General features: G+C 69.8%; 20 protein-coding genes. 11 read left to right on the top strand and 9 right to left on the bottom strand.

The genetic code is table 11. The annotated features are described in order from the left end of the window. Positions 1-100 precede the first annotated feature (100 nt). From Q9K23_RS13310 to Q9K23_RS13280, 7 genes are all read left to right on the top strand, one after another. The gene (locus Q9K23_RS13310; protein WP_305950151.1) at positions 101-1,216 is read left to right on the top strand and encodes a hypothetical protein; all 1,116 of its coding nucleotides are present in this window, start codon (positions 101-103) and stop codon (positions 1,214-1,216) included. After that, a complete protein-coding gene (locus Q9K23_RS13305) occupies positions 1,213-2,415 on the top strand; it encodes an HpcH/HpaI aldolase/citrate lyase family protein (protein WP_020792941.1) in 1,203 nt (400 codons plus the stop codon). Before Q9K23_RS13310 ends, Q9K23_RS13305 begins: the two co-directional genes overlap by 4 nt. After that, complete coding sequence (locus Q9K23_RS13300; protein ID WP_053777226.1) at positions 2,412-3,740, top strand: phosphoribosyltransferase family protein; 1,329 nt, start codon at positions 2,412-2,414, stop codon at positions 3,738-3,740. The genes Q9K23_RS13305 and Q9K23_RS13300 overlap by 4 nt, the downstream gene beginning before the upstream one ends. Then, the gene (locus Q9K23_RS13295; RefSeq protein WP_020793785.1) at positions 3,737-4,879 is read left to right on the top strand and encodes a cysteine protease StiP family protein; all 1,143 of its coding nucleotides are present in this window, start codon (positions 3,737-3,739) and stop codon (positions 4,877-4,879) included. The genes Q9K23_RS13300 and Q9K23_RS13295 overlap by 4 nt, the downstream gene beginning before the upstream one ends. Then, positions 4,876-5,715, top strand: coding sequence for an HAD family hydrolase (locus Q9K23_RS13290; protein WP_305950150.1), 840 nt, complete (start codon positions 4,876-4,878; stop codon positions 5,713-5,715). Before Q9K23_RS13295 ends, Q9K23_RS13290 begins: the two co-directional genes overlap by 4 nt. 359 nt (positions 5,716-6,074) lie before the next feature. Next, positions 6,075-6,467 (top strand): hypothetical protein, encoded by a 393-nt coding sequence (locus Q9K23_RS13285; protein WP_053777285.1) that lies wholly within the window; start codon positions 6,075-6,077, stop codon positions 6,465-6,467. After that, positions 6,464-7,219 (top strand): RES domain-containing protein, encoded by a 756-nt coding sequence (locus Q9K23_RS13280; protein ID WP_020792662.1) that lies wholly within the window; start codon positions 6,464-6,466, stop codon positions 7,217-7,219. The genes Q9K23_RS13285 and Q9K23_RS13280 overlap by 4 nt, the downstream gene beginning before the upstream one ends. Before the next feature lie 298 nt (positions 7,220-7,517). Here the strand turns inward: Q9K23_RS13280 and Q9K23_RS13275 are convergent, their stop codons facing one another. After that, positions 7,518-8,822, bottom strand: a complete 1,305-nt coding sequence (locus tag Q9K23_RS13275) for an MFS transporter (RefSeq protein WP_305950149.1) — start codon at positions 8,820-8,822, stop codon at positions 7,518-7,520. Between the two features lie 89 nt (positions 8,823-8,911). Here Q9K23_RS13275 and Q9K23_RS13270 point away from each other — a divergent pair, with 89 nt between their 5' ends. Then, positions 8,912-9,274: a MerR family transcriptional regulator gene (locus Q9K23_RS13270; RefSeq protein WP_020794502.1), complete on the top strand. Its 363-nt coding sequence runs from the start codon at positions 8,912-8,914 to the stop codon at positions 9,272-9,274. A gap of 131 nt (positions 9,275-9,405) precedes the next feature. Then, complete coding sequence (locus Q9K23_RS13265; protein WP_053777287.1) at positions 9,406-10,653, top strand: TerD family protein; 1,248 nt, start codon at positions 9,406-9,408, stop codon at positions 10,651-10,653. On the opposite strand, the gene Q9K23_RS13260 is transcribed toward Q9K23_RS13265, so the two are convergent. The 5 genes from Q9K23_RS13260 to Q9K23_RS13240 form a co-directional block, all read right to left on the bottom strand. Continuing rightward, positions 10,636-11,292: a TetR/AcrR family transcriptional regulator gene (locus tag Q9K23_RS13260; RefSeq protein ID WP_053777288.1), complete on the bottom strand. Its 657-nt coding sequence runs from the start codon at positions 11,290-11,292 to the stop codon at positions 10,636-10,638. The two genes, Q9K23_RS13265 and Q9K23_RS13260, sit on opposite strands and share 18 nt — an antisense overlap. A 164-nt stretch (positions 11,293-11,456) precedes the next feature. Continuing rightward, positions 11,457-12,602: an acyl-CoA dehydrogenase family protein gene (locus tag Q9K23_RS13255; protein WP_305950148.1), complete on the bottom strand. Its 1,146-nt coding sequence runs from the start codon at positions 12,600-12,602 to the stop codon at positions 11,457-11,459. After that, entirely contained in the window at positions 12,599-13,777 is a 1,179-nt protein-coding gene (locus Q9K23_RS13250; protein ID WP_020792030.1) for an alpha/beta fold hydrolase, read from the bottom strand. Before Q9K23_RS13250 ends, Q9K23_RS13255 begins: the two co-directional genes overlap by 4 nt. Next, the gene (locus tag Q9K23_RS13245) at positions 13,774-14,892 is read right to left on the bottom strand and encodes a homogentisate 1,2-dioxygenase (protein ID WP_053777228.1); all 1,119 of its coding nucleotides are present in this window, start codon (positions 14,890-14,892) and stop codon (positions 13,774-13,776) included. The genes Q9K23_RS13250 and Q9K23_RS13245 overlap by 4 nt, the downstream gene beginning before the upstream one ends. A gap of 38 nt (positions 14,893-14,930) precedes the next feature. Further along, on the bottom strand, positions 14,931-15,407 hold the full coding sequence (locus Q9K23_RS13240; RefSeq protein ID WP_152972729.1) for a hypothetical protein: 477 nt from the start codon (positions 15,405-15,407) through the stop codon (positions 14,931-14,933). A 240-nt stretch (positions 15,408-15,647) separates the two neighbouring features. Between Q9K23_RS13240 and Q9K23_RS13235 the strand changes: the two genes are divergently transcribed. Together Q9K23_RS13235 and Q9K23_RS13230 are read left to right on the top strand one after the other, a co-directional pair. Next, a complete protein-coding gene (locus Q9K23_RS13235; protein ID WP_020791336.1) occupies positions 15,648-16,115 on the top strand; it encodes a GNAT family N-acetyltransferase in 468 nt (155 codons plus the stop codon). A 124-nt stretch (positions 16,116-16,239) separates the two neighbouring features. Next, the gene (locus Q9K23_RS13230; protein ID WP_053777230.1) at positions 16,240-17,541 is read left to right on the top strand and encodes a TrpB-like pyridoxal phosphate-dependent enzyme; all 1,302 of its coding nucleotides are present in this window, start codon (positions 16,240-16,242) and stop codon (positions 17,539-17,541) included. Between the two features lie 68 nt (positions 17,542-17,609). Here Q9K23_RS13230 and Q9K23_RS13225 read toward each other — a convergent pair whose 3' ends face one another. The 3 genes from Q9K23_RS13225 to Q9K23_RS13215 all read right to left on the bottom strand — a co-directional run bounded on the left by Q9K23_RS13225 (position 17,610) and on the right by Q9K23_RS13215 (position 22,666). Then, a complete protein-coding gene (locus Q9K23_RS13225; RefSeq protein WP_053777231.1) occupies positions 17,610-20,057 on the bottom strand; it encodes a phosphoketolase family protein in 2,448 nt (815 codons plus the stop codon). Between the two features lie 279 nt (positions 20,058-20,336). Continuing rightward, on the bottom strand, positions 20,337-21,005 hold the full coding sequence (locus Q9K23_RS13220) for a response regulator (RefSeq protein ID WP_020794551.1): 669 nt from the start codon (positions 21,003-21,005) through the stop codon (positions 20,337-20,339). Beyond that, complete coding sequence (locus Q9K23_RS13215) at positions 21,002-22,666, bottom strand: sensor histidine kinase (protein ID WP_053777232.1); 1,665 nt, start codon at positions 22,664-22,666, stop codon at positions 21,002-21,004. Before Q9K23_RS13215 ends, Q9K23_RS13220 begins: the two co-directional genes overlap by 4 nt. Positions 22,667-22,711: the final 45 nt, after the last annotated feature.

Genomic DNA, 22,711 nt, shown 5'->3' with positions numbered 1-22,711 from the left:
GATAGTCGATAGCATCGGGTGCGTGCCCAGGAACTCTTCGCGTCGATGGTTCGGGGCCAGGTCACGCCCGAATCCCGACCTCGGTGAGTACACAGGACGAATGACGGCGGCGTTCCTGGCGTCGGAGACCGCGCTCGCCGACATCGACTCCGCCGTCCAGGTGGCCCACCAGCTCGACCCCCGCTCCCGAGTGCGGGCCGACTGGACTGCGCTGCGCGAACGGTACGGCCAGGTCACCGCCGAGTACCTGCGTCTGTCCGGGGCGGCCGCCGCCGATCCGCCGCCTCGCGCCGACGAGTTCGCCCGCTGCACCGACGCCCTGGTGGCGATGACCGACGAGATGGCACGGTTCGGTCAGGCCCACGCCCGCGAACTCGACCGGGCCCGGCATGCCGTGACCGAGCTCGGGGTGCTCGATCAGCGTGCCCGGACCGCAGCGACGTCGGCCGGCCACGCCCTCGAGCAGGCCCCGGCGTCGTTCATGCGGCTGACCTCGGTGTCGCAGGCCGCCGACGGCCTGAGCGGTGCGATCGGGGCCTACGAGCAGGCAACCGACCTCCCGGCCCGGCGATCCACGGCGAACGCACTGATCAGCGCCGCCCAACGGGTGGACACGGCGCTGTCGGCGGCGCCGGGATTCACCGAGCGTGCCCAGCGCGTCATTCGATCGGTCGATACTCGCCGCGGCGGGATCGTCACCCGCGCCGAGCGGGTACCGGAGACGATGTCGGCGTTGCGCCGTGAGTTCAGTGGCGAGTGCTCGGCGGATCTGCAGACCGCCGAGGCCGGTATCCGTCGCAACATCGAGGCCGCCGAGGCCGATCTCGCGCGGGCCCGCGAGCGCCTGGCCGACGCCCCCGACCAGGCCATCGCCGACGCCGAGAACGCCCGCGACGATCTCGACGCCGCGGAGTTCGCCGTCGACTCCGTGCTGAGCCGGCTGGAGTTGCTGCGCCAGGTCCGCGCCGACCCGGCCGCCACCGAGCAGCGTGTCCGATTCCGGCTGCGTGACGCACAGCACCTCGCGATGAACAGTAACCTGGTTGACGAATGGGGATCGGTACTCGATGCTCAGGCCGACCGGATCTCCCGTGCGCACACCCGACTCGAACGCGTTCACCCCGACTACTGGGCATATCTGACCGAACTGCGAGCCGTGGAGGACCGTGTCGCCGAGATCGTCAACCGGATGAGAGGACAGGTGGCGGCGCGATGACCGCAACGGCTTCCGAGGACACCACCGCACCGGCCGTCGAGGGCCCGGCACATTTCCATCACCTGGCCGAGGACACCCTGCAACGTCTGTTTCTCCATCGGCCCGAACCGATCTCGCAGTTCTGGGATGCCCGCCGCCTGGGTGTGGCGCTCGGTGCCACGCTGTACGTCCCGGCGACGCGACCGAATCTGGCCGAGGTGATCTCGCGGCGGTTCGCATCCGGGGTGATGACGATGGTGATCGACCTCGAGGATGCGGTGGCCGATCACGAGGAGCCGGCGGCCATCGCGAGTGCGATCGCCGCGATCGCCGAACTCGAGGGCACCCCCGCCGGGCAGATGCTGTTGTTCGTGCGAGTGCGCACCGCCGAGCAGATCGAGACCATCGCGTCCCTGACCGGCGGTTCGGATGTGCTGACCGGCTTCGTGATCCCGAAGTTCGACGCCCACAACGCGATCCACGCCCTGCAGGCCGTCCGCACCGCCGGCACGGCGACCGGTCGGCATCTGTGGGCGATGCCCGTGCTGGAGTCCGCGGCGATCGTCCACCGGGAGACACGCGATGACCAGCTGTCGCTCCTGTCGAGCCATCTCGACGAGTACCGCGACATTGTCCCCGCGGTGCGGATCGGTGCGACCGACATGTGCGGGCTGTTCGGGATCCGCCGCGACCGCGACCTGACCATCTACGACGTGCGGGTGGCCGCCGACGCGATCGCGAGCGTGGTCAACCACCTCGGCCGCGCCGACGGCGGACACGTCATCACCGGACCGGTGTGGGAGTACTTCGCCGACCACGAACGACGATTCGCGCCCACCTTGCGGCACACGCCTTTCCGCGACCACGACGCGGTGTGGTTCCGCCAGGAGCTGGTCAGCCGCGACATGGACGGCCTGCTCCGGGAGATCGCACTGGACCGGGCCAACGGCATGAACGGCAAGACCGTCATCCACCCCCGCCACGTCGCCCCGGTACACGCACTGAGCGCGGTGACCCACGAGGAGTACCACGACGCCCTCGACGTCCTCGCCACCGAGGCCGGGGGCGTGGCCCGCTCGTCGTACGGGAACAAGATGAACGAGATGAAACCCCACCGCAATTGGGCCAACCGTGTGATGGATCGCGCCGCCGCCTTCGGTGTGACCAACTCCGGGATCAGCTTCGTGGACCTGCTGACCGCCGCGGACGTGGCCGCATGAGCGCGATCGGATCGACCTCCGCGGCAACGGGTCCCACCGACTGGGTGACCGAACGGTTCGGGGTGCAGATCACCGGCGATCCCGACGCCCGGTGGGAGCTCTCGGATCTGCTGATCCTGGGCCTACGCCGCAATCGCCGTCGGGCCCACCTGCTGGTGTCGACGGTGCTGGGCAAACACATCCCCACCCCGCCCGAGCAGGTGCGCGGTGCCGCCGACGCCCTCGGCGACGCGGTGATCGGGGTCCTCGGCGCCCAGGATGGGGCCCGCAGCACCGTGATCGGCTTCGCCGAGACCGCCACCGGACTGGGACATTGCGTGGCCGAGCGGATCTCGGCGCAGGTGTACCTGCACTCGACGCGTCGGCAGGTGGGTGACGCGCAGGTGCACGGCACCTTCGAGGAGGGGCATTCGCACGCCACCACCCATCTGCTGCAGCCCAGCGACGCCGCCCTGCTGCGCATCGATCCGGGCGCACCGCTGGTCCTCGTCGACGACGAGATCTCGACGGGGTCGACGGCGATCCGGGCGATCTCGGCACTGCACGCACTCGCCCCGCGGGATCGCTACGTGGTGGCCTCGCTGGTGGACATGCGCACCGACGCCCACCGGGCCGAGTCCGAGCGCTTCGCCGCCGAGGTCGGGGTGCGGATCGACCACGTGTCGCTGGCACAGGGTGAGATCACGTTGCCGGACAGTCTGGTCGACGATGTGTGGGCGCTGACCGCACCCGAGCTCAATCCGGTCGGGATGCGCGGGTCGGTCACCGAGGTCACGCTGGACTGGCCCGCCGACCTGCCCGACGGCGGCCGGCACGGCTTCCTGCGTACCGATACGGCTGCGTTCCACGCGGCGGTCACCGCGGCGGCCGGGCAACTCGCCCCCGCCCTCGCGGCCGATCGTGACGTGGTGGTGCTCGGTCACGAGGAACTGATGTACCTGCCGCTGTGCCTGGCCGAACGCCTCTCGGCGGCCGGGGTGGCCACCAGGTATCAGACCACCACGCGCTCACCGGCCCATGTCCGCGACGAGGCGGGCTATCCGCTGCGTCGCGGATTCACCTTCACCGCACCGGAATCCGACCCGGGCACACCGCGATTCGTCTACAACGTGCGGGCCGCCGACGCCCCCGCCGACGCACCGCTGCCACAGGTCGTGCTGGTGATCGACTCGCCCGCCGACACCGACCTGCTGCGCGCCGACGGTGGGGTGCTCGACGTACTCACCGCCGCCGGTCACGACGTGTGCGTGGCGATCGTCCCGGCCACCACCCCCACCGCACTCGCCGGCCGCACCCTGCCCCTCGAGACGGAAGGTGTCGTGTGAGCACCCCGACCACCGTGACCCCGCCGCTGTACGGACCGGCCTTCGGCTCCTATGCCGCCGACGAGGTGACGTGGCTGCTCAAAGACCTCTCGCATCTGTCCCTCGAGGGTGATCTCACCGAGCGGGAACGCAGGATCCAGTCCGGTGCAGCCCATTACGCGGAGTCCCTGCCGATCGAGTATCAGCCGGGCGAGCAGTATCAGGCACTGTTCCACGAGACGCTGACCGCGTCGGCGGACCGGCTGGCCGAGGCGGTCGGCGTGGTGGCCGAACTCGTCGTCGCCGAGCGCGCCGAGGTGCCCACGCTGGTGTCACTGGCGAGGGCCGGCACCCCGGTGGGCATCCTGATGCGTCGCTGGATCGGTTTCGCGCACGGCACCGATGCCCCGCACTACACGATCTCCATCGTCCGCGACCGCGGGATCGACCGGGTGGCAATCGATCACATCGTCGCCCGGCACGACCCGGCATCGGTGGTCTTCGTCGACGGGTGGACCGGCAAGGGGGCGATCGCGCGTGAGCTGTCGGCGGCCCTGGACGCCTACGCCGCCGCCGGGGGTCCGCGACTGGACGGCGAGCTGGCGGTGCTGGCCGATCCGGGCTCGTGTACGACGACATTCGGCACCCGCGACGACTTCCTGATCGCCTCGGCCTGCCTGAACTCGACGGTGTCCGGGCTGGTGTCGAGGACGGTGCTCAACGCCGACCACATCGGACCCGGAGAGTTCCACGGTGCCAAGTTCTATCGTCATCTGATCGATCACGACGTGTCGCGGCTGCTGCTCGACACCGTCTCGGACCGGTTCTCCGCCGTCGCCGACACCGTGGCGCACCGCGTCTCGCAGATGCGGTTCGCCGAGACCGCCGTCGCCGACCGCCGGCCCACGTGGTCGGGGTGGGCCTCGGTGGAGGCGATCGCCGCCGAGTACGGACTCTCGTCGATCAACTTCGCGAAACCCGGTGTGGGCGAGACGACCCGGGTGTTGCTGCGGCGGGTGCCGTGGCGGGTGCTGGTGAGCGCACCGGATCTGCCCGAGCATCGTCATATCCGGCTGCTCGCGGCCGAGCGCGGGGTGCCGATCGAGGTGCGTCCCGATCTGGCGTACTCGTGTGTGGGCCTGATCAAGGAGGACGCGTGACCGCCCTGGTCGCCACCGACCTCGACCGCACCCTGATCTTCTCCCGCACCGCCATGGGCGAGGAGCAGTTCGCCGGCCTCGCACCGGAATGTGTGGAGATGTATCAGGGTGGACCGCTGTCGTATCTCACCCCCGATTCCCGAATCCTGCTGGAGGAGCTGGTCGCCCGGGTTCCGGTGGTTCCGGTCACCACCCGCACCCCGGCCCAGTTCACTCGGATCATGCTGCCGGGTGGCCCGTTTCGGTATGCGGTGGTCTCCAGTGGCGGGCGCATCCTGACCGACGGATCCGACGACGCGGCGTGGCGGGAGACCGTCGAGCGGCGGGTGGCGTCGACGTCGGCCACCCTCGACGAGGTGACCGCCGCCCTGCGCGCCCGGATCGACGAGCGCTGGGTCCGCTCCCTGCGGACCGCCGACGATCTGTTCTGTTACCTCGTCGTCGACCTCGACGCCCAGCCCGCCGACTTCCTGCCCGAATGGCAGCAGTGGTGCGGTGACCGGCAGTGGATGGTGTCGCAGCAGGGTCGCAAGATCTATGCGCTGCCGCAGCCGGTGACCAAGTCCGCCGCCCTCGCCGAGGTGCGGGCCCGGCTCGTCGCCGACGGGACGCTGCCCGCCGACGCCCCGGTGCTCGCCGCCGGCGACGGCCGCCTCGACACCGACCTGCTCGAGTACGCCGACCACGCGATCCGCCCGTGCCACGGCGAACTGCACGAGATGGGCTGGAACCGACCGCATGTGACGGTCACCGAGCGGCCCGGTGCACTCGCCGGCGAGGAGATCCTGCGCTGGTTCACCGGGCGGGTGGGCGGGGCCAAGGCCCTCGCCACCTGACTCGTGACAGCTCGCAGACCAGATGCAGGTCGAACGGGGGGGTGAGCATCGTTCGCACTTCCGTCCCGTGACCTTCATCGTTGACCTCGGCGACGGCGTCGTATCCGAGCGCCGCGATCGTGGAGCTCGGGTGGCCGGCACGGGCTCCTGGTGGCGTGTACAGCCGGATACCGATGCAGTCGGGCGACAGCCCCATCGAAACGGCTGCTCACGGGCTCTGTGTGCTCGTCGCCGCGAACGGCCGACCACCCGGCGTTCCTCGCTCGGGCCCATCCCTGGTGCGGGCGACGGTGGTATCCGCGATGGTATCCAGCTGTCATTCCATGTGGGATCTATACTGGGATCGAGAGGTGATCATGATGACAGCAGCGCATCCCCGACCGGACTTGGCCGCCTACACCGAAGCGGCTCGTATGTCGCAGCCCGAACTCGTGTCCATGTTGCGAGATCTGCTCGGCGCGCGGTTGGTTGCCTACCTGGGCCGGGTGAGCGAGACGCGTGCGGTGCGGCAGTGGGCCGCCGGCACCCGCACCATCGCCAACCCGGAGGACGTCGAACGGCTCCGGATTGCCTACCGCGCCGCCCGGCTGATCACCGAACGCGACACCCCCGCCGTCGCACAAGCGTGGTTCCAGGGCCTCAACCCGATCCTCGACGACCGTGCGCCGGCGTTGCTGTTGCGCGACGGAGAACTCGCCGACGTCGGCCCCCAGGTACTCGCCGCCGCCCGCCAGTTCGCCGCGGTGGGATGAACCACCCGCACCACCGCTCGGCGATCGACACTCCACGCGGCCCGATCACCACTACCGTCCACACCGGTACGCCCGTCTATCGGGTCGGGTACGCGCCGAGTCCGTGGGAGTGGACGCCGTGGGAGTACGCCACCGACGGCCGCTTCGTCGGCCGCTGGGATGACCCCGAGGGGGTGTGGCGCACCCTGTACTGCGCCGATACTCCCCTGGCCTGCTACCTCGAAGTTCTTGCGTTCGCCCGCCCCAGCCTGCAACTGATCGCCGATCTCGACGAGATCGTCGTCGACGATGAGGACGAGGAGCACTACCCCACGCTGCCGCCCGGGCAGGTTCCGCGATCGTGGTGTGAGGCGCGGATGCTCGGCCACGGCACCCTGACCGGACGGTTCGCGGTGCCCGCCGACCCGGACAGTCTCGCCACCCTCCGGACGGTGTTTCGGCCGCTGGCCATCCGCTACGGGCTGGATGACCTCGACACCGCCGCTCTCCGGGACGGGCGGCCGCGCGGACTCACCCAAGCCATCTCCCACTGGATCTACGCCCTCACCGACCACGGACAGGCAGCGGTCGACGGGGTCGAGTTCGACTCCCGCCACGGTGACCGGCTGCGTATGTGGGCTCTCTACGAACGTGCCGCCGACCCCGATGTGAGCCCGCACATCGACGTCGTCGACGACTCCCCGATCGACGCCGCGGATCCGCAACTGGCCCGCGCCCTGACCCTCCTCGGACTCGAGTGGACCCGCTCGTAGATCGGCCCGAACAGGCTGCGCCGCAACGCCGAGCGAGCATGAATCGGGTTCCACCAGCCGTGGCGGGGCATACGATCGGCTCCTCGAGGCCCGGATCTCGTACCTGCACCGCTACTTCGCGGTGCACGGCTCCGGCTTTGCCGGCTCTTCCCGATCGACGGTGCGGAGAACGTGTCAGAACGACGGGCTCACCGGGCGAACCCGGCCGGAACCGGCGCCGAGGCCGTCATGCGACGCTCGCGGTGCCGGCACCGAGGGCCCGCCGAGAGTGGCATGACCACCGCCCGGCGGGTCGTCCTCACCCCGCGAGCTCACGCTCCCGGCGGACCGCAGGTGACGGGAAACCGTGGCCGCGGGCGCAGACGGTCACGACGATCGCGGGGAGCAGCAGGGCCAGCACCGCCCAGGGCAATGCACCCGCCCCGACTCCGCCGAGCAGCAGTCCGCCGACGACGCCACCGCCGGCGATACCGATGTTCCAGCAGGTGACCACCAGCGATTGTGCGACATCTCCGGCCGGGCCCGCGGCCTCGGCGGACGCGGTCTGCAGCAGTGTCGCCGCGCCACCGAAGGCGAGACCCCACACCGCGACACCGACGAACACGAGCCAGTGCACCTCCCCGGCGAGACCCAGGGTGAGCGCCGCGGCGGCGAATCCGCCCGAGCAGCCGATCATGAGCCGACGCAGCCGCCGGTCGATGAAGGCACCCGTGATGGCGATACCCGCCAGCGAGAAGACACCGAAGACGAGCAGCACCGCGTCGACGCGGCCTGCCAGGCCGAGGGGTGCCAGGAACGGGGCGATGTAGGTGTAGAGAACGTTGTGCGCCAGGACGAAGGCCAGCGTGACGACCAGGACGGGGGCCACCCCCGGGATGCGGACGGTGCGCCGGAGCGGGATGCGGTCCGCCCGCGCCTGGCCGGGGAAATCCGGGACGGTGGCGAGCACCCAACCGATGAGGGCGAGGGTGAGTGCGGTCATGATCCCGAAGGTGAACCGCCAGCCGACGAGCTGCGCGAGGAAGGTGCCGAGCGGGACCCCCACCGACAGCGCGACCGGAGCACCCGCCATCGCGATGGCCATGGCCCGTCCCCGCTGTCCGGGTGTCACCATGCGGCGGGCATATCCGGCCAGGAGCGCCCACAGCAGACCGGCGACGACACCCGCGACGAACCGGGCTGTCATGGTGAGCAAATAGCTGTGCGACACGGCGGTGACACCGTTCGCGATCGCGAATCCCGCCACCGCGAGGATCAGCAGACGACGGCGCGGCCACCCGATGGTCGCCGCCGTCAGGGGCACCGCGGCCAGCGCCGAACCGATCGCGTAGACGGTGACGGTCTGGCCGGCCGCGGCCTCGGTGACGCCGAGATCGGCGCTCATCCCCGGCAGGATCCCGGCCGGCAGGGCCTCGGTCATGATCGTGATGAAGCCCGCGGTCGCGAGTGCGAGCAGACCTGCCAGCGGCAGCCGGTCGGGCGCACGCGGAGCGTCCCGTACGGCGCCGGCCGGTTGCGAGGGGCCGGCCGGTTGCGAGGGGCCGGCCGGTTGCGAGGGGCCGGCCGGTTGCGAGGGGGTGGGCGGGGGCTGGATTCGTGTCATGGCACCATCGTCAAAGGCTGACGTTGACGTCAAGGTCAAGCCCGGACACCGCCCGACGACAGTGAGACCGGACACATGGGGATCGACACATGAGAATCGGGGAGGTCGCCGAGCTCACCGGCACATCCACCCGCGCGCTGCGCTACTACGAGAACGAAGGGCTCGTCGTGCCGAGGCGACAGGCGAACGGGTACCGCGACTACGACGACTTCCTGGTCGACCGCGTCGTCCAGATACGCGGTCTGCTCGACACCGGGCTACCGACCCGCATCATCAAGCAGATCCTGCCGTGCCTGGACAAGCCGCGCACCATCCACTTCTCCGAGGCGACGCCGGAGATCCTCGCCACCCTCGAACGCGAGCGCGATCGGATGAGCGGCCGGATCGACTGCCTCACCCGCAACCGCGACGCGATCGACGACTACCTGAACGCCGTCCGGGCGCTGGCCTGAACGCCCGGTCGATCGCCGTGCGGCACAGGACCGGAACGGCCGGGGCCCGATGACGACCGCGCGGCCACGGCTGGGCCCCGCCGCCGACCGGGGACACCGCGTCGGGCGCCGGTGATGGAATGATCGGTGGCATGACCGCTCTCACCAAGGGACAGAACGCCGCACTCCCCGTCGCCGACGTCGCGATCTCGGTACAGGTGGGCGCCGCCGCCGACGTATCGGCGCTGCTGGTGACCGACGCCATCAAGGTTCGCACCGACGCCGACTTCGTCTTCTACAACCAGCCGCACGGGCCGGGTGTGGAACTGCAGAACCCCACCACACAGCCCGTCCTGGTGGTGCGGACCGCCGCGATCCCCGCCGACATCCACGCGGTGCGTGCGGTGATCACCCTCGACGACGCGTCGTCGAGCTTCGGTCGGCTGGCCCCGCCGACCGCGCGGGTCACCGACCTGACCGGCCGGGAACTGTTCTCCTTCACCATCACCGAGCTGAGTTCGGAATCGGTGGTGGTGGCCCTCGAGCTGTACCGCCGCGGTACCGACTGGAAGGTGCGCGCCGTCGGGCAGGGATATGCCGGCGGCTTCGCCGATCTGATCCGCGATCACGGCGTGTCCGTCGACGACGCCCCGGCGACGACACCTGCGGCCCAGGCACCGCCGGCGTACACGCCCCCGCCCGCAGCGCCGGTCCACACACCACCGGCACCGCCCGCCTACACACCGCCGCCGGCCCCCGCAGCTCCGCCCGCACCCCCGGCGTACACGCCGCCGGCCGCCCCGGCCGAGGTCAGCCTCACCAAGAACAAGCGCGTGAACCTCACCAAGGGGCAGAAGGTCACCCTCCGCAAGGACGGCGGCGTCGCCCTGACCCGCATCCGGATGGGACTGGGCTGGGACCCGGTCAAGCGGGGCGGCTTCTTCGGCCGGTCCCGCGACATCGACCTCGACGCCTCGGTGCTGATGTTCTCGCGCGGGCAGGTGGCCGAGGTGGTCTACTACGGTCACCTGCGCAGCAGCGACAACTCCGTGCTGCACTCGGGTGACAACCTCACCGGTGAGGGCGAGGGCGACGACGAGGTGATCAATGTCGACCTCACCGCCATCCACCCGGCGATCGACAACCTGATCTTCATCGTCACCTCGTATCAGGGCCAGACCTTCGAGGAGGTCGCCAACGCCTACTGCCGCCTCGTCGACGAGACCACCGGCGCCGAGCTCGCCCGCTTCACGCTGCAGGGCGGGATGCCGTTCACCGGCGTGACGATGGCGGTGATCCACCGGGAGGGCGCCGAGTGGAAGCTGCGCGCGGTGGGCGACGGCTTCCAGGGCAAGACCCCGAAGGATGCGCTCCCCCAGGTGCTACATCACCTGAGCTGACCCGGTGCGATCGGCATCGGATCGGGCCGGCGCCGACGCGCCCGGTCCGTGCGGGCCGTACATCGCGGCGTACCAGAGGGATGCGAGGGTGTCGATCGCGTGGTCGTCGGCGGGTCGGTCGACCCCGAGATCGCCCTTGCCGGCCACCCACACCCAGCAGAACGACTCCAGCATCGACATGATCGCCGACGCCATCAGTCCGAGGTCGGCGTCGGCGTCGAGGTGTCCGGCGGTCTGGGCGGCGGCCAGGTGGACCCCGATCCCCCGCACGCCCACCGCACGGACCTCGCGCCACCGCTGGTCGTACTTGAGGTCGGTCATCGACATCTGCACCATGCCGATCATCTCCGGGATGTTCTGCCGGAAATGCCGCAGATAGACGGCGACCGCGCCTCGCACACTCTCGTACGGGTCGGCCGACATCGCTCGCATCGACTCGGCGACCATGTCGTCGGTGAACTGATCGAGCAGGGCGTCGAGGAGCTGCGCCTTGTTCTCGTAGTAGTTGTAGAACGAGCCCGGTGAGCGGCCCGCCGCCCGGGCGATGTCGGCGATCCTGGCGTTGAAGTACCCGTGCTCGGCGAACACCGTCCGCGCTGCCTCGAGCAACGCGTTCTCGGTGCGTTCCCCCTTGCTCATGGCCACCACGACCGCCTCCTGTCCTGCTGGTCCGTCGTCACAGTGCGCAGCGACAGAACTAAATCCCAAGTCAGTTTTCAGCCTAGACCAGTGCACCCGCCCGACCGTCGCCGATGGGACAGACCGATCACCACGGTCAGGAAGCCGAGACGTCCGATACCGGCTCACGCCGAGCGGAGGAGGTCCAGACAGCCACCGGCAACCGCCTTGTCGCGCAGCCGGTCCGGGGTCGCGCCGAGCGCGGCGACGGCGCGGGCACGCCGGAAGTGCAGGCGCGCTTCGTGTTCGCGGGCGGCACCGGTTCCGTCGCAGATCTGGACCAGTGCGCTCGACGCCGCGATGTAGCCGTCGGCGGCCTCCGCCCGGGCCAGCAGCGCGAGGAGGTAGCCGGCGTCGGGTCGGTCCGGGTCGGGACGATCGAGGTGTCCGGCGGCGGCATGGACCAGGGCGCGGGCGGCGGCCCCGATCACCGCGGTCTCCGAACAGCGGTGGGACACCGTCCGAGTGGGCCCCGCCGGCGCGGCGGACTCGCCGCCGAGCCCGGCACACTCGACCATCGCCCGCAGGCAGGCGGTGACACCGCCGACCTGTTCGGCGGCCAGCAGCAGCGCCGCGGCGGCCCGATGGTGGTGCATCACCGTCTGATCGCCGGCGGCACCGAGCAACACGGCGGGTGCCCCCGACACCTCGACGTAGGCCAGCGGGGTGGCCCCGTCGACACCGCGGATCGGAAAGCGTTGCGTCACCGCGGAATCGAGGACGACAAGACCCAGCGCCGGACCACCGGGGGCGTCGAGTTCGGCGAGGACCGCGTCGGCGACGGGTCCGTGGGTCATCGCCCCGAGCCGTCCGCCGACCAGCCCGTCGGCGAATCCGGCACGCGGACCGCCGACCTGGATCGGTGCACCGATCACCGCCTCACCCGCCACCGCCGCGGCCACCACCTCGGCGACCGGCCGGGACATCTCGGTGGCACCGGCCACGGCGAGCAGATGGGCCATCAGCACCGTCGCACGCACCGGGCCCGGATACGCCGACGCCGCACACTCCTCCACCGCCGCGACCAGATGGGTGAGCCCGAGTCCCATCCCGCCCGACCGGCGCGGCGCGCCGAGTCCGGCCAGTCCGATCCGACCGGCCAGGAGCTTCCAGCACTCGGGATCGAATCCGGCACGATCCCAGCACTTCTCGTCGACCCCCTCGGCGCGGGGGCCGGTGAACCGGTCGGCCGCCGGGTCGGCGGAGAAGTACGCACGCAACGTCGCGCGGATGTCGTCCGGGGAGATCGGGACCGCCGACGGCGCGCTCACACGCCCGTCCACGAACGCTCCCCGAGCCAATCGGTGATGACCTCCACCGCCCGGTGCAGGTGCGGGATCTGTTCGCGACCCGAATAGTAGTGTGTCGCACCGTCGATGGTGTGCAGGGTCTTGTCCGGATGGCCGATCCCGTCGAACAGGCGATGCGTGTGACTGGGAGTGCAGGCGTTGTCGGCGGAGTTGCCGATCACCAGCGCCGGGACCGCGAGATCGGCTGCGCAGCGCGGGCCGTCGCCGTTGGCGTCGTCGATACTCCACTGCGACAGCCAGCTCCGCAGCGTGGTGAACCGCGCGAGACCCACCGGCCCCATGTTGACGACCCGCGGATCACCCAGGTAGCAGCCGGGTTCGCGGTCGTTGGGATCCTGGGTGAGATCGAGCCACCGCGGATCGGCCATGGTGCCGTGCACGATGAACCCTCGCTCCATCAGCGGCTCACCGGAGTCACGCAGATCGGCCAGCTGTTCCTTCACCCATCCGGTGATCCGGCGGTTGCGGTCGACCTGGGCCGACCGGTAGCGGGTGAGGAACTCCTCGGTGTACGGCGGCTGATTCGGGTTGTCGGGGTTGTAGAGATCGAGTTCGGGATCACGCTGTGCCGGGTCGGTCTCGTCGATGATGGAGGGATCCATCCATTCGGTGAGCGTGCCGTGACGGCTGACATGTGCCGCGAGCAGCATCAGACCGTCCGCGGCGGGCAGGTCGAGCCGGGTGAGGTCCGGCGGTTCGCCGGCCGGGGTCGCGGTGACCGTGGAGTACTGCGCCTGCTGCTGGTAGTACAGCGAGAGGGCACCGCCCCCGCTCCAGCCCGCGAGGACGACATTGCGATATCCCAGTCGCTCCTTGGCATCTCGCACACATGCACCGAGGTCGGCGACCACCTTCTCCATGATCAGGGCACTGTCCACCCCGCGGTAGCGGCTGTTGCAGTAGATGACGTGATGGCCGGCCCGGGGCAGTGCGTTGGTCATCGGGAGATAGGCGCCGCCTCCGATCGGATGCATGAAGACGACGACGGTGTCGGAGTCGATTCCCTTGGGCTTCAACAGATAGCTCTCGAGCACCACCGACTCGGTGACCCCGCCGTAGGTGTCGCGGTAGGCGGAGGTGTCGTCGAAGACGATCAGATACGGGATGCGGTCGTACTCGAATCGGTTGCCGCTCATACCTGCACCTCGGCGGGGACCTCGGTGGGTGCGGTGCCGAGGACGGCCGGGGTGGGTGTCAGACGACGCCGGGTGTCGACGGCGATCACCTTCCATTCGACGCGGGTGTCGGTGTCGAAGCGGCGTCGGGCACGCTCGCGGGCACGTTCGGGGATGCCGTGGTGGATGCCTTGCGGCGCATGGGAGATGAGGCCCGGCGGCATGTCGACGCCGAACATGGCGCCGCCGTGGAAGAAGGCGATCTCGTCGTAGTCGGTGTTGCGGTGATACCAGGGCAGCCGTTCGGTCCCGGCCCGCCCCTCGACCGGGCGGGGCAGGAAGTTCATCACGTAGACGCCGGTGGCCTGCATGAACAGATGCACCGTGGGTGGCAGATGGACCGAGTCGGAGGTGATCACGTCGTAGTCGTCGATGTTGTAGGCGAACGGGAAGTTGTCACCACGCCAGCCCTCGACGTCGAGCGGATGGAACCGATAGAACACCGAGGTGGCCCCGACGCGCTGCCGGAACCGGATCTCGTACTCCTCGGCGCCGTCGGGGGCCGGGTCGGTGAACACCTCCGGCTCCGGGACCACCACCAGCGACGGGTCGAACGGGAAGTGCCTGCCCAGCACGCCGGCCTCGGGCACCCGGTACTCGTCGGTGGCCTCGATGATCAGCAGCGTCGACGGTTCGGCAGGCCGCTGACGATGGGTGACGCCCTTCGGGAGGTACAGGTAGTCGCCGGGACGGTAGGGCAGACGGCCGAATTCTGTTTCCAGATAACCGGTTCCGGCATGGACGAAGATCAGTTCGTCACCGTCGACGTTGCGGCTCCAGAACGGTGCGGCGGCACCGCGTCGGCTCAGCGAGATCCGGCAGTCGTCGTTGTGGAACATCACCAACGGCTCCCCGGCCGGATCGGTCTCGTCGGTGGGCGTGAGGTCGGAGATCATCCGGTCGACGCCGGCGAGATCGCCGACCGCACGGTATTGGGTCGGATCGTTGCGGCGGTAGAGATTTGCCGTGCGGCCGGTGAATCCGGACCGGCCGAGCTCGTCGTCCTTGAGGCCGTCGAGGTCGCGGTGCAGCTGCCGCGGCGTACGGCCCTTGGTGTGGTGGATGAACGATTCCATCGTGGGGAACTCCTGACGGTCGGTGAGGTCTGGTGAGATCAGCGCTGCGACAGGCCGAGGCCACGTCCGGCGATGGCGGCGTGGGCGAACTCGTCGGTGCAGCCGACCACGTGGAGCACCGGGACCCCGAGGATGAACTCGCTCCAGGCGATCGTGTCGGGGTCACCGAAGTCGATGACGGCGTGGTCACCGAGGACGGCCGCGGCGAGGTCGGCGACGGCGTCGGCGGCCCGGGTCATCACGAGAGCCCCGACCGAGCCGGCGACCGGTTCGAGGTCGTGGGTCCACGACCCGGGCGTCAGCGCCGACACCGCCCGCAGCGCGGTGATGGCGGCGACGACCCGGGCGATGTGCGGACGCAGCACCGGATCGGACTCGCCGTCGAGGCGGCGGATCAGCGCGAGAAGACGCTCGGTGAACGCCGGGGTGAACGGCACGGACTCACCGCGGGCGCCGGTGGCACGCGAGCCGTCGTCGGGCGAGGCAACACGTTCCTCGCAGATCATCATCGCCATCCGCATCAACCCCCAGTGCAGTGACGGAGCTCACTTCCGTCGGCATTTTCTGATGCTAGATTCAGATTCAGAAATCGACAGGCGTTTTCCGGAAATGGCATTCTCGAGTCGGCTCGGTCGAGTGTGACATGCGGTGCCGGCTGTCGTGAGGCACGCGGGAGGCCTCGGCCCGACTCGTTGCCAGGCCGACTGCACAGGCCGCGGACCAGGTGGTTTCGGTGGCGGCGGAGGGAGACACCGATGGCGGCAGCTCACGGGATCGAGCGGGCGGACTTCGACGACCCCGGCCTCACCGGCTTCCTCGAGGACCATCTGAGCGACATCGCGCCGACCGCACCGGCAACCAGCCGCCACGCCCTGACCATGGCCGAGCTCATGGATTCGTCGGTTCGGCTCTGGGTTGTCCGGCAGGACGGTGACGTGGTGGCGACCGGAGCTCTCGCCCGGCTCGAACCAGGCCACGAAGAGCTCAAGAGCATGCGAACAGCTCCGGAGTCACGCGGACGAGGGATCGCGCGGCTGCTCCTGGAGCACCTGCTGCTCGACGCCCGGACGCGAGGAGTGGCCCGGGTGTCGCTGGAGACCGGTTCGATGGACTTCTTCGAGCCCGCCCGCCGCCTCTACCGCTCCGCCGGATTCGTTGTGTGCGGTCCGTTCGGGCGTTACCCGGCAGATCCGAACAGCGTGTTCATGACGCTGGCGTGGTGAGTCGTCGCGGGTCGGGCGCCACCCGCAATTCTCGGACATGGCCTGGTCCGGCTCGTGCCGTGTGTCCGTTGCACCTGGTGGTTCGGGGGTGTTCTCCCCGCGACGCCGCCTACAGTGGACACCCATGACGATGCATGCGGATGCCACCAACCCCGATCTGATCACCGTCGACGTCCCGACGCACTGGTACAACCTCGCGGCCGAGCTCGACACGCCGATCCCGCCCCACCTGCACCCGGGCACCAAGGAGCCGGTCGGCCCCGAGGATCTGGCCGCCCTGTTCCCGTCGGGACTGATCGCCCAGGAGGTCTCCACCGAGCCCTACATCGAGATCCCCGAGCCGGTCCGTGAGATCTACAAGATGTGGCGGCCCTCGCCGCTGTTCCGCGCCCGCCGGTTCGAGCAGTCGCTGAACACCAAGGCGCGCATCTACGTCAAGTACGAGGGTGTCAGCCCGGTGGGCAGCCACAAGACCAACTCGGCTGTCGCGCAGGCCTACTACAACAGCATCGACGGGGTCACCAAGCTCACCACCGAGACCGGTGCCGGCCAGTGGGGCAGCGCGCTGGCCTTCGCCGGTGCCCAGTTCGGCATCGACGTGGAGGTGTGGCAGGTCCGGGCGTCGTATGACTCCAAGCCCTACCGCGGCTACCTGATGCGCACCTACGGCGGCACCGTGCACCCGAGCCCCTCGGATCTCACCGAGGCCGGCCGCGCGATGCTCGCCAAGGACCCCGACACCACCGGCTCGCTCGGCATGGCCGTCAGCGAGGCCGTCGAGGTGGCCGCGAGCAATGCCGACACCCGGTATGCGCTCGGCTCGGTGCTCAACCACGTGGTGCTGCACCAGAGTGTGATCGGCCAGGAGGCCGTCGAGCAGCTCAACGCCGCCGAGCCCGGTGGCGCCGACGTCGTCTTCGGTTGCGCCGGTGGCGGATCGAACCTCGCCGGCCTCTCCTTCCCGTTCCTGCGGGAGAAGATCCACGGCCGGTCGAATCCGCGGATCGTGGCCGCCGAGCCGTCGGCCTGCCCGTCGATCACCCAGGGCGAGTACCGCTACGACCACGGCGACGTCGCAGGCCTCACCCCGCTGCTCAAGATGCACACGCTCGGAATGGATTTCGTTCCCGACCCGATCCACGCCGGTGGTCTGCGCTACCACGGCATGGCCCCGGCCCTGAGCCACACCGTGGAACTCGGTCTGGTCGAGGGCATCGCGATCGGACAGCACGACGCCTTTGCCGCCGGTGTGCAGTTCGCCCGTACCCAGGGCATCGTCCCGGCACCGGAGTCGACGCATGCGATCGCCGCGTGCGCCGCACACGTCGCCGACAACGACACCGAACAGGTCGTGGTGATCGGCCTGTCCGGTCACGGCCAGCTCGATCTGCCCGCCTACGCCGAATTCCTCGACGGCAGCTTCTGAGAACCGTTGCAGTGGTTGCGTTCCGGCCCATCTTCCGGGCCGGAACGCAACCACCGGCCACGTGGCACTCAGTGCGCCGGCGACCACACCCAGTCACGGACCTCCGGCAGGTCCTCGAAGTGTTCGCGCACGTGATCGTGGTGGCGGGCCAGTTGGGCCCGGCAGTACTCGGCCAGCTCCGCGCCCTTCTCCGGTGCGCGCCGTGACCGGGCGAGCGCCTCGAGCACCAGGTGATAACGGCTCATCCGGTTGAGCACCACCATGTCGAACGGCGTTGTGGTGGTTCCCTGTTCGTTGAACCCACGGACGTGGAACCGGCCCGGATGGGTACGGCCGTGCAAGAGCTGGTGCACCGCCCGCGGATAGCCGTGGAAGGCGAAGACCACATCGGTGTCGCGGGTGAACAACTCGATGAACCGGTCCTCGGGCAGCCCGTGCGGATGGTCGGCGTGCGGCAGCAGGGCCATCAGGTCCAGCACGTTGACCACCCGGGTCCGCAGATACGGCACCCACTCGCGCAACAGCTGTGCCGCCGCCAGGATCTCCTGGGTCGGCACATCACCGGCACCGGCCAGGACGATGTCGGGTGCTCCGGCGTCGACACCGGGCAGGTCACCGGATCGGACGCCGGCGCGCTCGGTTCCCGCCCACGGCCAGATCGACGCGCCCGCGGCCGCCTGCTCGTTCGCCTCGTCGAGGGTCAGGTACTGCAGGTGCGGCTGTTTGTCGGCGACCAGCACGTTGACGTGGTCGCGGCTGCGGAAGCAGTGGTCGGCGATCGACAGCAGCGTGTTGGAGTCCGGCGGCAGCCAGACCCGCACCACGTCCGGGGCCAGCGGCAACACCAGGTCGATCAGACCCGGCCCCTGATGCGAGAAGCCGTTGTGGTCGTTGCGCCAGCAGGTGGAGGTCAGCAGGATGTTCAGCGATGCCACCGGCTCCCGCCACGGCAGGCTCGTGGCGTGCTGCAGCCATTTGGTGTGCTGCACCACCATCGACGCCGACACCATCGCGAATGCCTCGTACGTGGCGAACAGGCCGTGCCGCCCCGACAGCGTGTAGCCCTCCAGCCAGCCCTGGCACAGGTGCTCGCTGAGCACCTCCATCACCCGGCCCGACGCCGACAGCCCGTCGTCGAAGTCGGTGGCCGGCAGTTGCCAGCAGCGGTCGGTCTCCTCGAACACCGCGCCCAGGCGGTTGCTGGTGGTCTCGTCCGGACAGAACAGCCGGAAGGTGCCGCCGCCGTCCGGGGTGGAGTTCTCGCGGTAGATGTCACGCATGAACTCGCCGAGCACCCGGGTGGTCTCGTGCACCACCACACCCGGTTCGTCGATCTCGAGGGCGTAGTTGCCGATCGGGGGCAACCGCAGCGGTCTGAGCAGACGACCGCCGTTGGCGTACGGGGTCGCACCCAGGCGCAGATCCCCCGCCGGTGCCAGTGAACTGATCTGCTCGACGACCGCACCGTCGGCGTCGAACAGTTCCTCGGGCCGGTACGACCGCAGCCAGTTCTCCAGGATCTCGAGGTGCTCGGGATTCTCCCGCACCCCCGACAGCGGCACCTGATGCGCCCAGTGTGTGCCCTCGATCTTCTTGCCGTCCACCACCTTCGGGCCGGTCCAGCCCTTCGGCGTACGCAGCACGATGGCCGGCCACCCGGTGTCGGGCTGCGCATCGTCGGGCTGTGCCCCATCCGTGCGGGCCAGGGCCTGGACGGCCCTGATCGTGCGGTGCGCCTCGACGATCGCCGCGCGTAGACCACCGAACACCGCAGCCGGATCGGTGCCCTCGACGAACACCGGTCGCCAGCCCTGACCGCCCAGATAGTCGGAGATCTCGGCGTCGGTGCTGCGGCCCAGCACCGTCGGCCCGGCGATCTTGGCCCCGTTGAGATGCAGGATCGGCAGCACCGCCCCGTCGCGCGCCGGGTTGAGGAATGCCGGGATCTTCCACGACCCCGCCAGCGGACCGGTCTCGGCCTCCCCGTCGCCGACGACGCAGGCGACCACCAGGTCGGGATGGTCGTAGGCGGCACCGGCGGCGTGCACCAGGGCATAGCCCAGCTCGCCGCCCTCGTGGATGCTGCCGGGGGTTTGCACGCTGACGTGACTGGGTATCCCGCCCGGCGTGGAGAACTGCCGGCACAGCCGCCGGACGCCGTCGGCGTCACGGGAGATGTGCGGGTAGATCTCGGAATAGGTGCCCTCGAGATAGGTGTTGGCCACCAGCGCCGGACCACCGTGACCCGGGCCGGTGATGTAGAGCCATTCCGTCCCGGTCTCGGCGATGATGCGATTGAGGACGGCATAGATCGCCGACAATCCGGGGCTGGTTCCCCAATGTCCGAGCAACCGCGGTTTGATGTGTTCGACGGCCAGCGGTTCACGCAAGAGCACATTGTCCTGCAGATAGATCTGCGCGATCGTCAAGTAGTTCGCCGCGTCCCACCACCGGAGATCGGCGGCGAGATCGGCCTTTTCGTAGGAACGATGCGGTATCTCGCGAACGTCGGGCATGCGATTTCCCCTTCGCTTCAATCGATGGTGCGGCACGGACCGATTGCGCCGAATACACACATGGCGCACATCGATGGATTTCCCTGCGATTCCTGACCACCTTCATACCCGCCATCGGCGACATTGTCAGGGTGTCAGCCCGAAGCACCCTGGCACTTCACCAACGCTTCATCGGAAATGTCTGTCCTGTACGCATATGGCCCCGGAATTCGCCGGATCGATGAACGAGGAAGTCACACAATGGGTTCGGTGGACGGCTGCGACCGCACCCGCCCACCGTCACCCCTCGGCGCGACGATACGACTGGCGCGGACGCCCGGTCCCGCCGTACTGCAACGACATCGTGAGCCGGCCAGCACCGACCAGCGCGGCGAGGTGGCGGCGCGCGGTGGCCGCGGAGATCCCGATTCGTTCGGCGACCTCGTCGGCAAAGAGCACCGCGTCGGCGTCGAAGAGGTCCAGCACTCGCTGTTCGGTGTGCGAGACCCGCGTCCGGTCGGCGCGGGAGGTACCGAATCGCAACGCCGACAACGCCACATCCACCATGCCCTGATCGACCGTCGGTGCCGCGAGCGCCCGCCGGTACTGCGCGTAGCCGGCCAGGCGGCGGGCGAGTTCGGTGTCGGGAAAGGGTTTGATCAGATACGCCAGCGCACCCGCCCGCATCGCGGTCCGCACCGCGTCGGCATCGGTCTCGGCACCCACCACGAAACAGTCGCGGTCGAGATCGGCGATGACGTCGATCCCCGATCCGTCGGGGAGATACACGTCCAGCAGCACCAGTTCGATCTCCGGGTGATCGGCCAGCGCGGCGCGGGCGGCGGCGATCGATCCGGCCCGCGCCACCACGTGAAAGCCGCGCACCGCGTCGACGATCGCCGCGTGCAGGGCCGCCACACGGAAGTCGTCGTCGACGATGAGCACCCCGTGCCCGTCGGTGTCGGTCATCGGTGCCCTCCGGTCTCGGTGTCGGTGTCGGTGTGGCCACCGGGGTCGTCGGCGGCCGGGTCGTCGATCACTCCCGGCAAGCGTGCCACCAGCACAGCTCCGCCCAGATTCCCGCCCGGGTCCGCGACCACCACGTCCCCGCCGATCCGCCGCGCCAGCTGTCGCACCACCGCCAGGCCCATACCGCGGCCGCCGGGCACCGCCGGATCCCTCTTGGTGGTGACGCCCTCGGCGAAGATGTCGTCCGGGCGCTCGAAGGCGATACCCGGGCCCGAGTCGGCGACGGTGATCAGCATGGTGGTGGCGTCGGTCAGGATCTCGACCTCCACCTCGGCCTGCGCGGAGCCGGCGGCCGCGTCGATCGCATTGTCGAGCAAATTGCCGACCACGGCGGTCACCGTGACCGCATCGGTGAGCCGGCCCTCCACCCAGGTCTGCGGACCCAGTCGCAGACCCACCCCGCGTTCGCGCGCGTGGGCGGCCTTGGCCTCGAGGAAGGCCTGCAGGTGCGGTTCGTCGACGTTCTCGATGCCGTCGATCGCCCCGCCCGCGCCGGTGCCGGTGAGTTCGTCGAGGTAGACGCTCGCCTCGTCGACGTGGCCGTGCCGGAGCAGCCCGGCGAGGACGTGCATCCGGTTCGCGGTCTCGTGCCGCTGGGCGCGCAGCGCGGTGCTCATCACCCGGATCGAGTCCACCTCGCGGGCGAGTTCTTCGACGTCGGTGCGGTCGACGATGGACATCACCATGCCGAGGTCACGGCCGTCGGCGACGACATGATGCGACGACAACAGGATGATGTTGTCGCCGATGGTCGCGGCCACCGGATCGGCGGTGGGGACGTCGAGGACGCTGCGCACCCGCGGGGTGAGCCCGAGGGTGTCGATGTGCCGTCCGACCGGACGCTCGAGGCCGAGCAGCGTCCGGGCGCGGGTGTTGGCTACGCGGACCACCCCGGACGGGTCGACGGCGAGCACACCGTCGCCGAGCGAGTGCAGCACCGCGCGCTGTTCGCGGACGAGTTCGGCGAGGTCGTCGGGTTCGAGCCCCAGGGTCAGTCGTCGCCAGCGCCGGGCGAGCAGCAGCGAACCGAGCGCCCCCACGCCGAGGGCGGCCAGCGCGATCGACACGGTGACCCCCACCGCATGCCGGGTGTCGGAGGCGAGCTTCGCGGTGGAGATCCCCACACTGACCAGGCCGACAGGTGCAGGTGAACCGGTCACGAAGATCGGGACCTTGGCGCGGACCGACTCGCCGAGGGTGCCGCGGTCGGTGGTGATGTCGACGTCGCCGGACAGGGCCGTCGACGGGTCGGTGGAGACGTGGACACCCACCTCGGCGGGGTCGGGGTGGGCCAGACGGATGCCGTCGGCGTTGGCGATCACCACGAACAGGGCCCCGGTGCGGCGGGTCACGGCCACCGCCTGTTGCTGCAGGGGTGCCGCGACCAGGGTGTCGTGGTCGAATGCGGTGCCCTGGTGTGCGGCGACCTGCCCGATCACGTCGGGGTCGGACGCCATGGTCTGGGCGATGGCGAGGGCACGCTGGGCGTACTCGTCGCGGATGCGGTCGTCGGCGCCGGTGACGACGATGCCGAACCCGACGCCGAGGCTGACCGCGATGACGGCGAGTTGCAGGAGCAGTACCTGCGTTCGCAATCGCATGCGGTCAGCCTAGGCAGTCGGGTGCGGTGGGTGGTCCGAACGAGG

The organism is Gordonia sp. NB41Y (genome assembly GCF_030718915.1).
Taxonomy (GTDB): domain Bacteria; phylum Actinomycetota; class Actinomycetes; order Mycobacteriales; family Mycobacteriaceae; genus Gordonia; species Gordonia desulfuricans.
The sequence above is the reverse complement of the archived record's forward strand: the minus strand, read 5'-3'. Positions and strand labels throughout refer to the sequence as shown.

Excerpts from the sequence above, each read along its gene's own strand:
- Q9K23_RS13310 (WP_305950151.1), top strand. The coding sequence starts at position 101 with ATGACGGCGGCGTTCCTGGCGTCGGAGACCGCGCTCGCCGACATCGAC.
- Q9K23_RS13305 (WP_020792941.1), top strand. The coding sequence starts at position 1,213 with ATGACCGCAACGGCTTCCGAGGACACCACCGCACCGGCCGTCGAGGGC.
- Q9K23_RS13300 (WP_053777226.1), top strand. The coding sequence starts at position 2,412 with ATGAGCGCGATCGGATCGACCTCCGCGGCAACGGGTCCCACCGACTGG.
- Q9K23_RS13285 (WP_053777285.1), top strand. The coding sequence starts at position 6,075 with ATGACAGCAGCGCATCCCCGACCGGACTTGGCCGCCTACACCGAAGCG.
- Q9K23_RS13280 (WP_020792662.1), top strand. The coding sequence starts at position 6,464 with ATGAACCACCCGCACCACCGCTCGGCGATCGACACTCCACGCGGCCCG.
- Q9K23_RS13275 (WP_305950149.1), bottom strand. The coding sequence starts at position 8,822 with ATGACACGAATCCAGCCCCCGCCCACCCCCTCGCAACCGGCCGGCCCC.
- Q9K23_RS13270 (WP_020794502.1), top strand. The coding sequence starts at position 8,912 with ATGAGAATCGGGGAGGTCGCCGAGCTCACCGGCACATCCACCCGCGCG.
- Q9K23_RS13265 (WP_053777287.1), top strand. The coding sequence starts at position 9,406 with ATGACCGCTCTCACCAAGGGACAGAACGCCGCACTCCCCGTCGCCGAC.
- Q9K23_RS13260 (WP_053777288.1), bottom strand. The coding sequence starts at position 11,292 with ATGAGCAAGGGGGAACGCACCGAGAACGCGTTGCTCGAGGCAGCGCGG.
- Q9K23_RS13250 (WP_020792030.1), bottom strand. The coding sequence starts at position 13,777 with ATGAGCGGCAACCGATTCGAGTACGACCGCATCCCGTATCTGATCGTC.
- Q9K23_RS13245 (WP_053777228.1), bottom strand. The coding sequence starts at position 14,892 with ATGGAATCGTTCATCCACCACACCAAGGGCCGTACGCCGCGGCAGCTG.
- Q9K23_RS13240 (WP_152972729.1), bottom strand. The coding sequence starts at position 15,407 with ATGGCGATGATGATCTGCGAGGAACGTGTTGCCTCGCCCGACGACGGC.
- Q9K23_RS13235 (WP_020791336.1), top strand. The coding sequence starts at position 15,648 with ATGGCGGCAGCTCACGGGATCGAGCGGGCGGACTTCGACGACCCCGGC.
- Q9K23_RS13230 (WP_053777230.1), top strand. The coding sequence starts at position 16,240 with ATGACGATGCATGCGGATGCCACCAACCCCGATCTGATCACCGTCGAC.
- Q9K23_RS13225 (WP_053777231.1), bottom strand. The coding sequence starts at position 20,057 with ATGCCCGACGTTCGCGAGATACCGCATCGTTCCTACGAAAAGGCCGAT.
- Q9K23_RS13220 (WP_020794551.1), bottom strand. The coding sequence starts at position 21,005 with ATGACCGACACCGACGGGCACGGGGTGCTCATCGTCGACGACGACTTC.
- Q9K23_RS13215 (WP_053777232.1), bottom strand. The coding sequence starts at position 22,666 with ATGCGATTGCGAACGCAGGTACTGCTCCTGCAACTCGCCGTCATCGCG.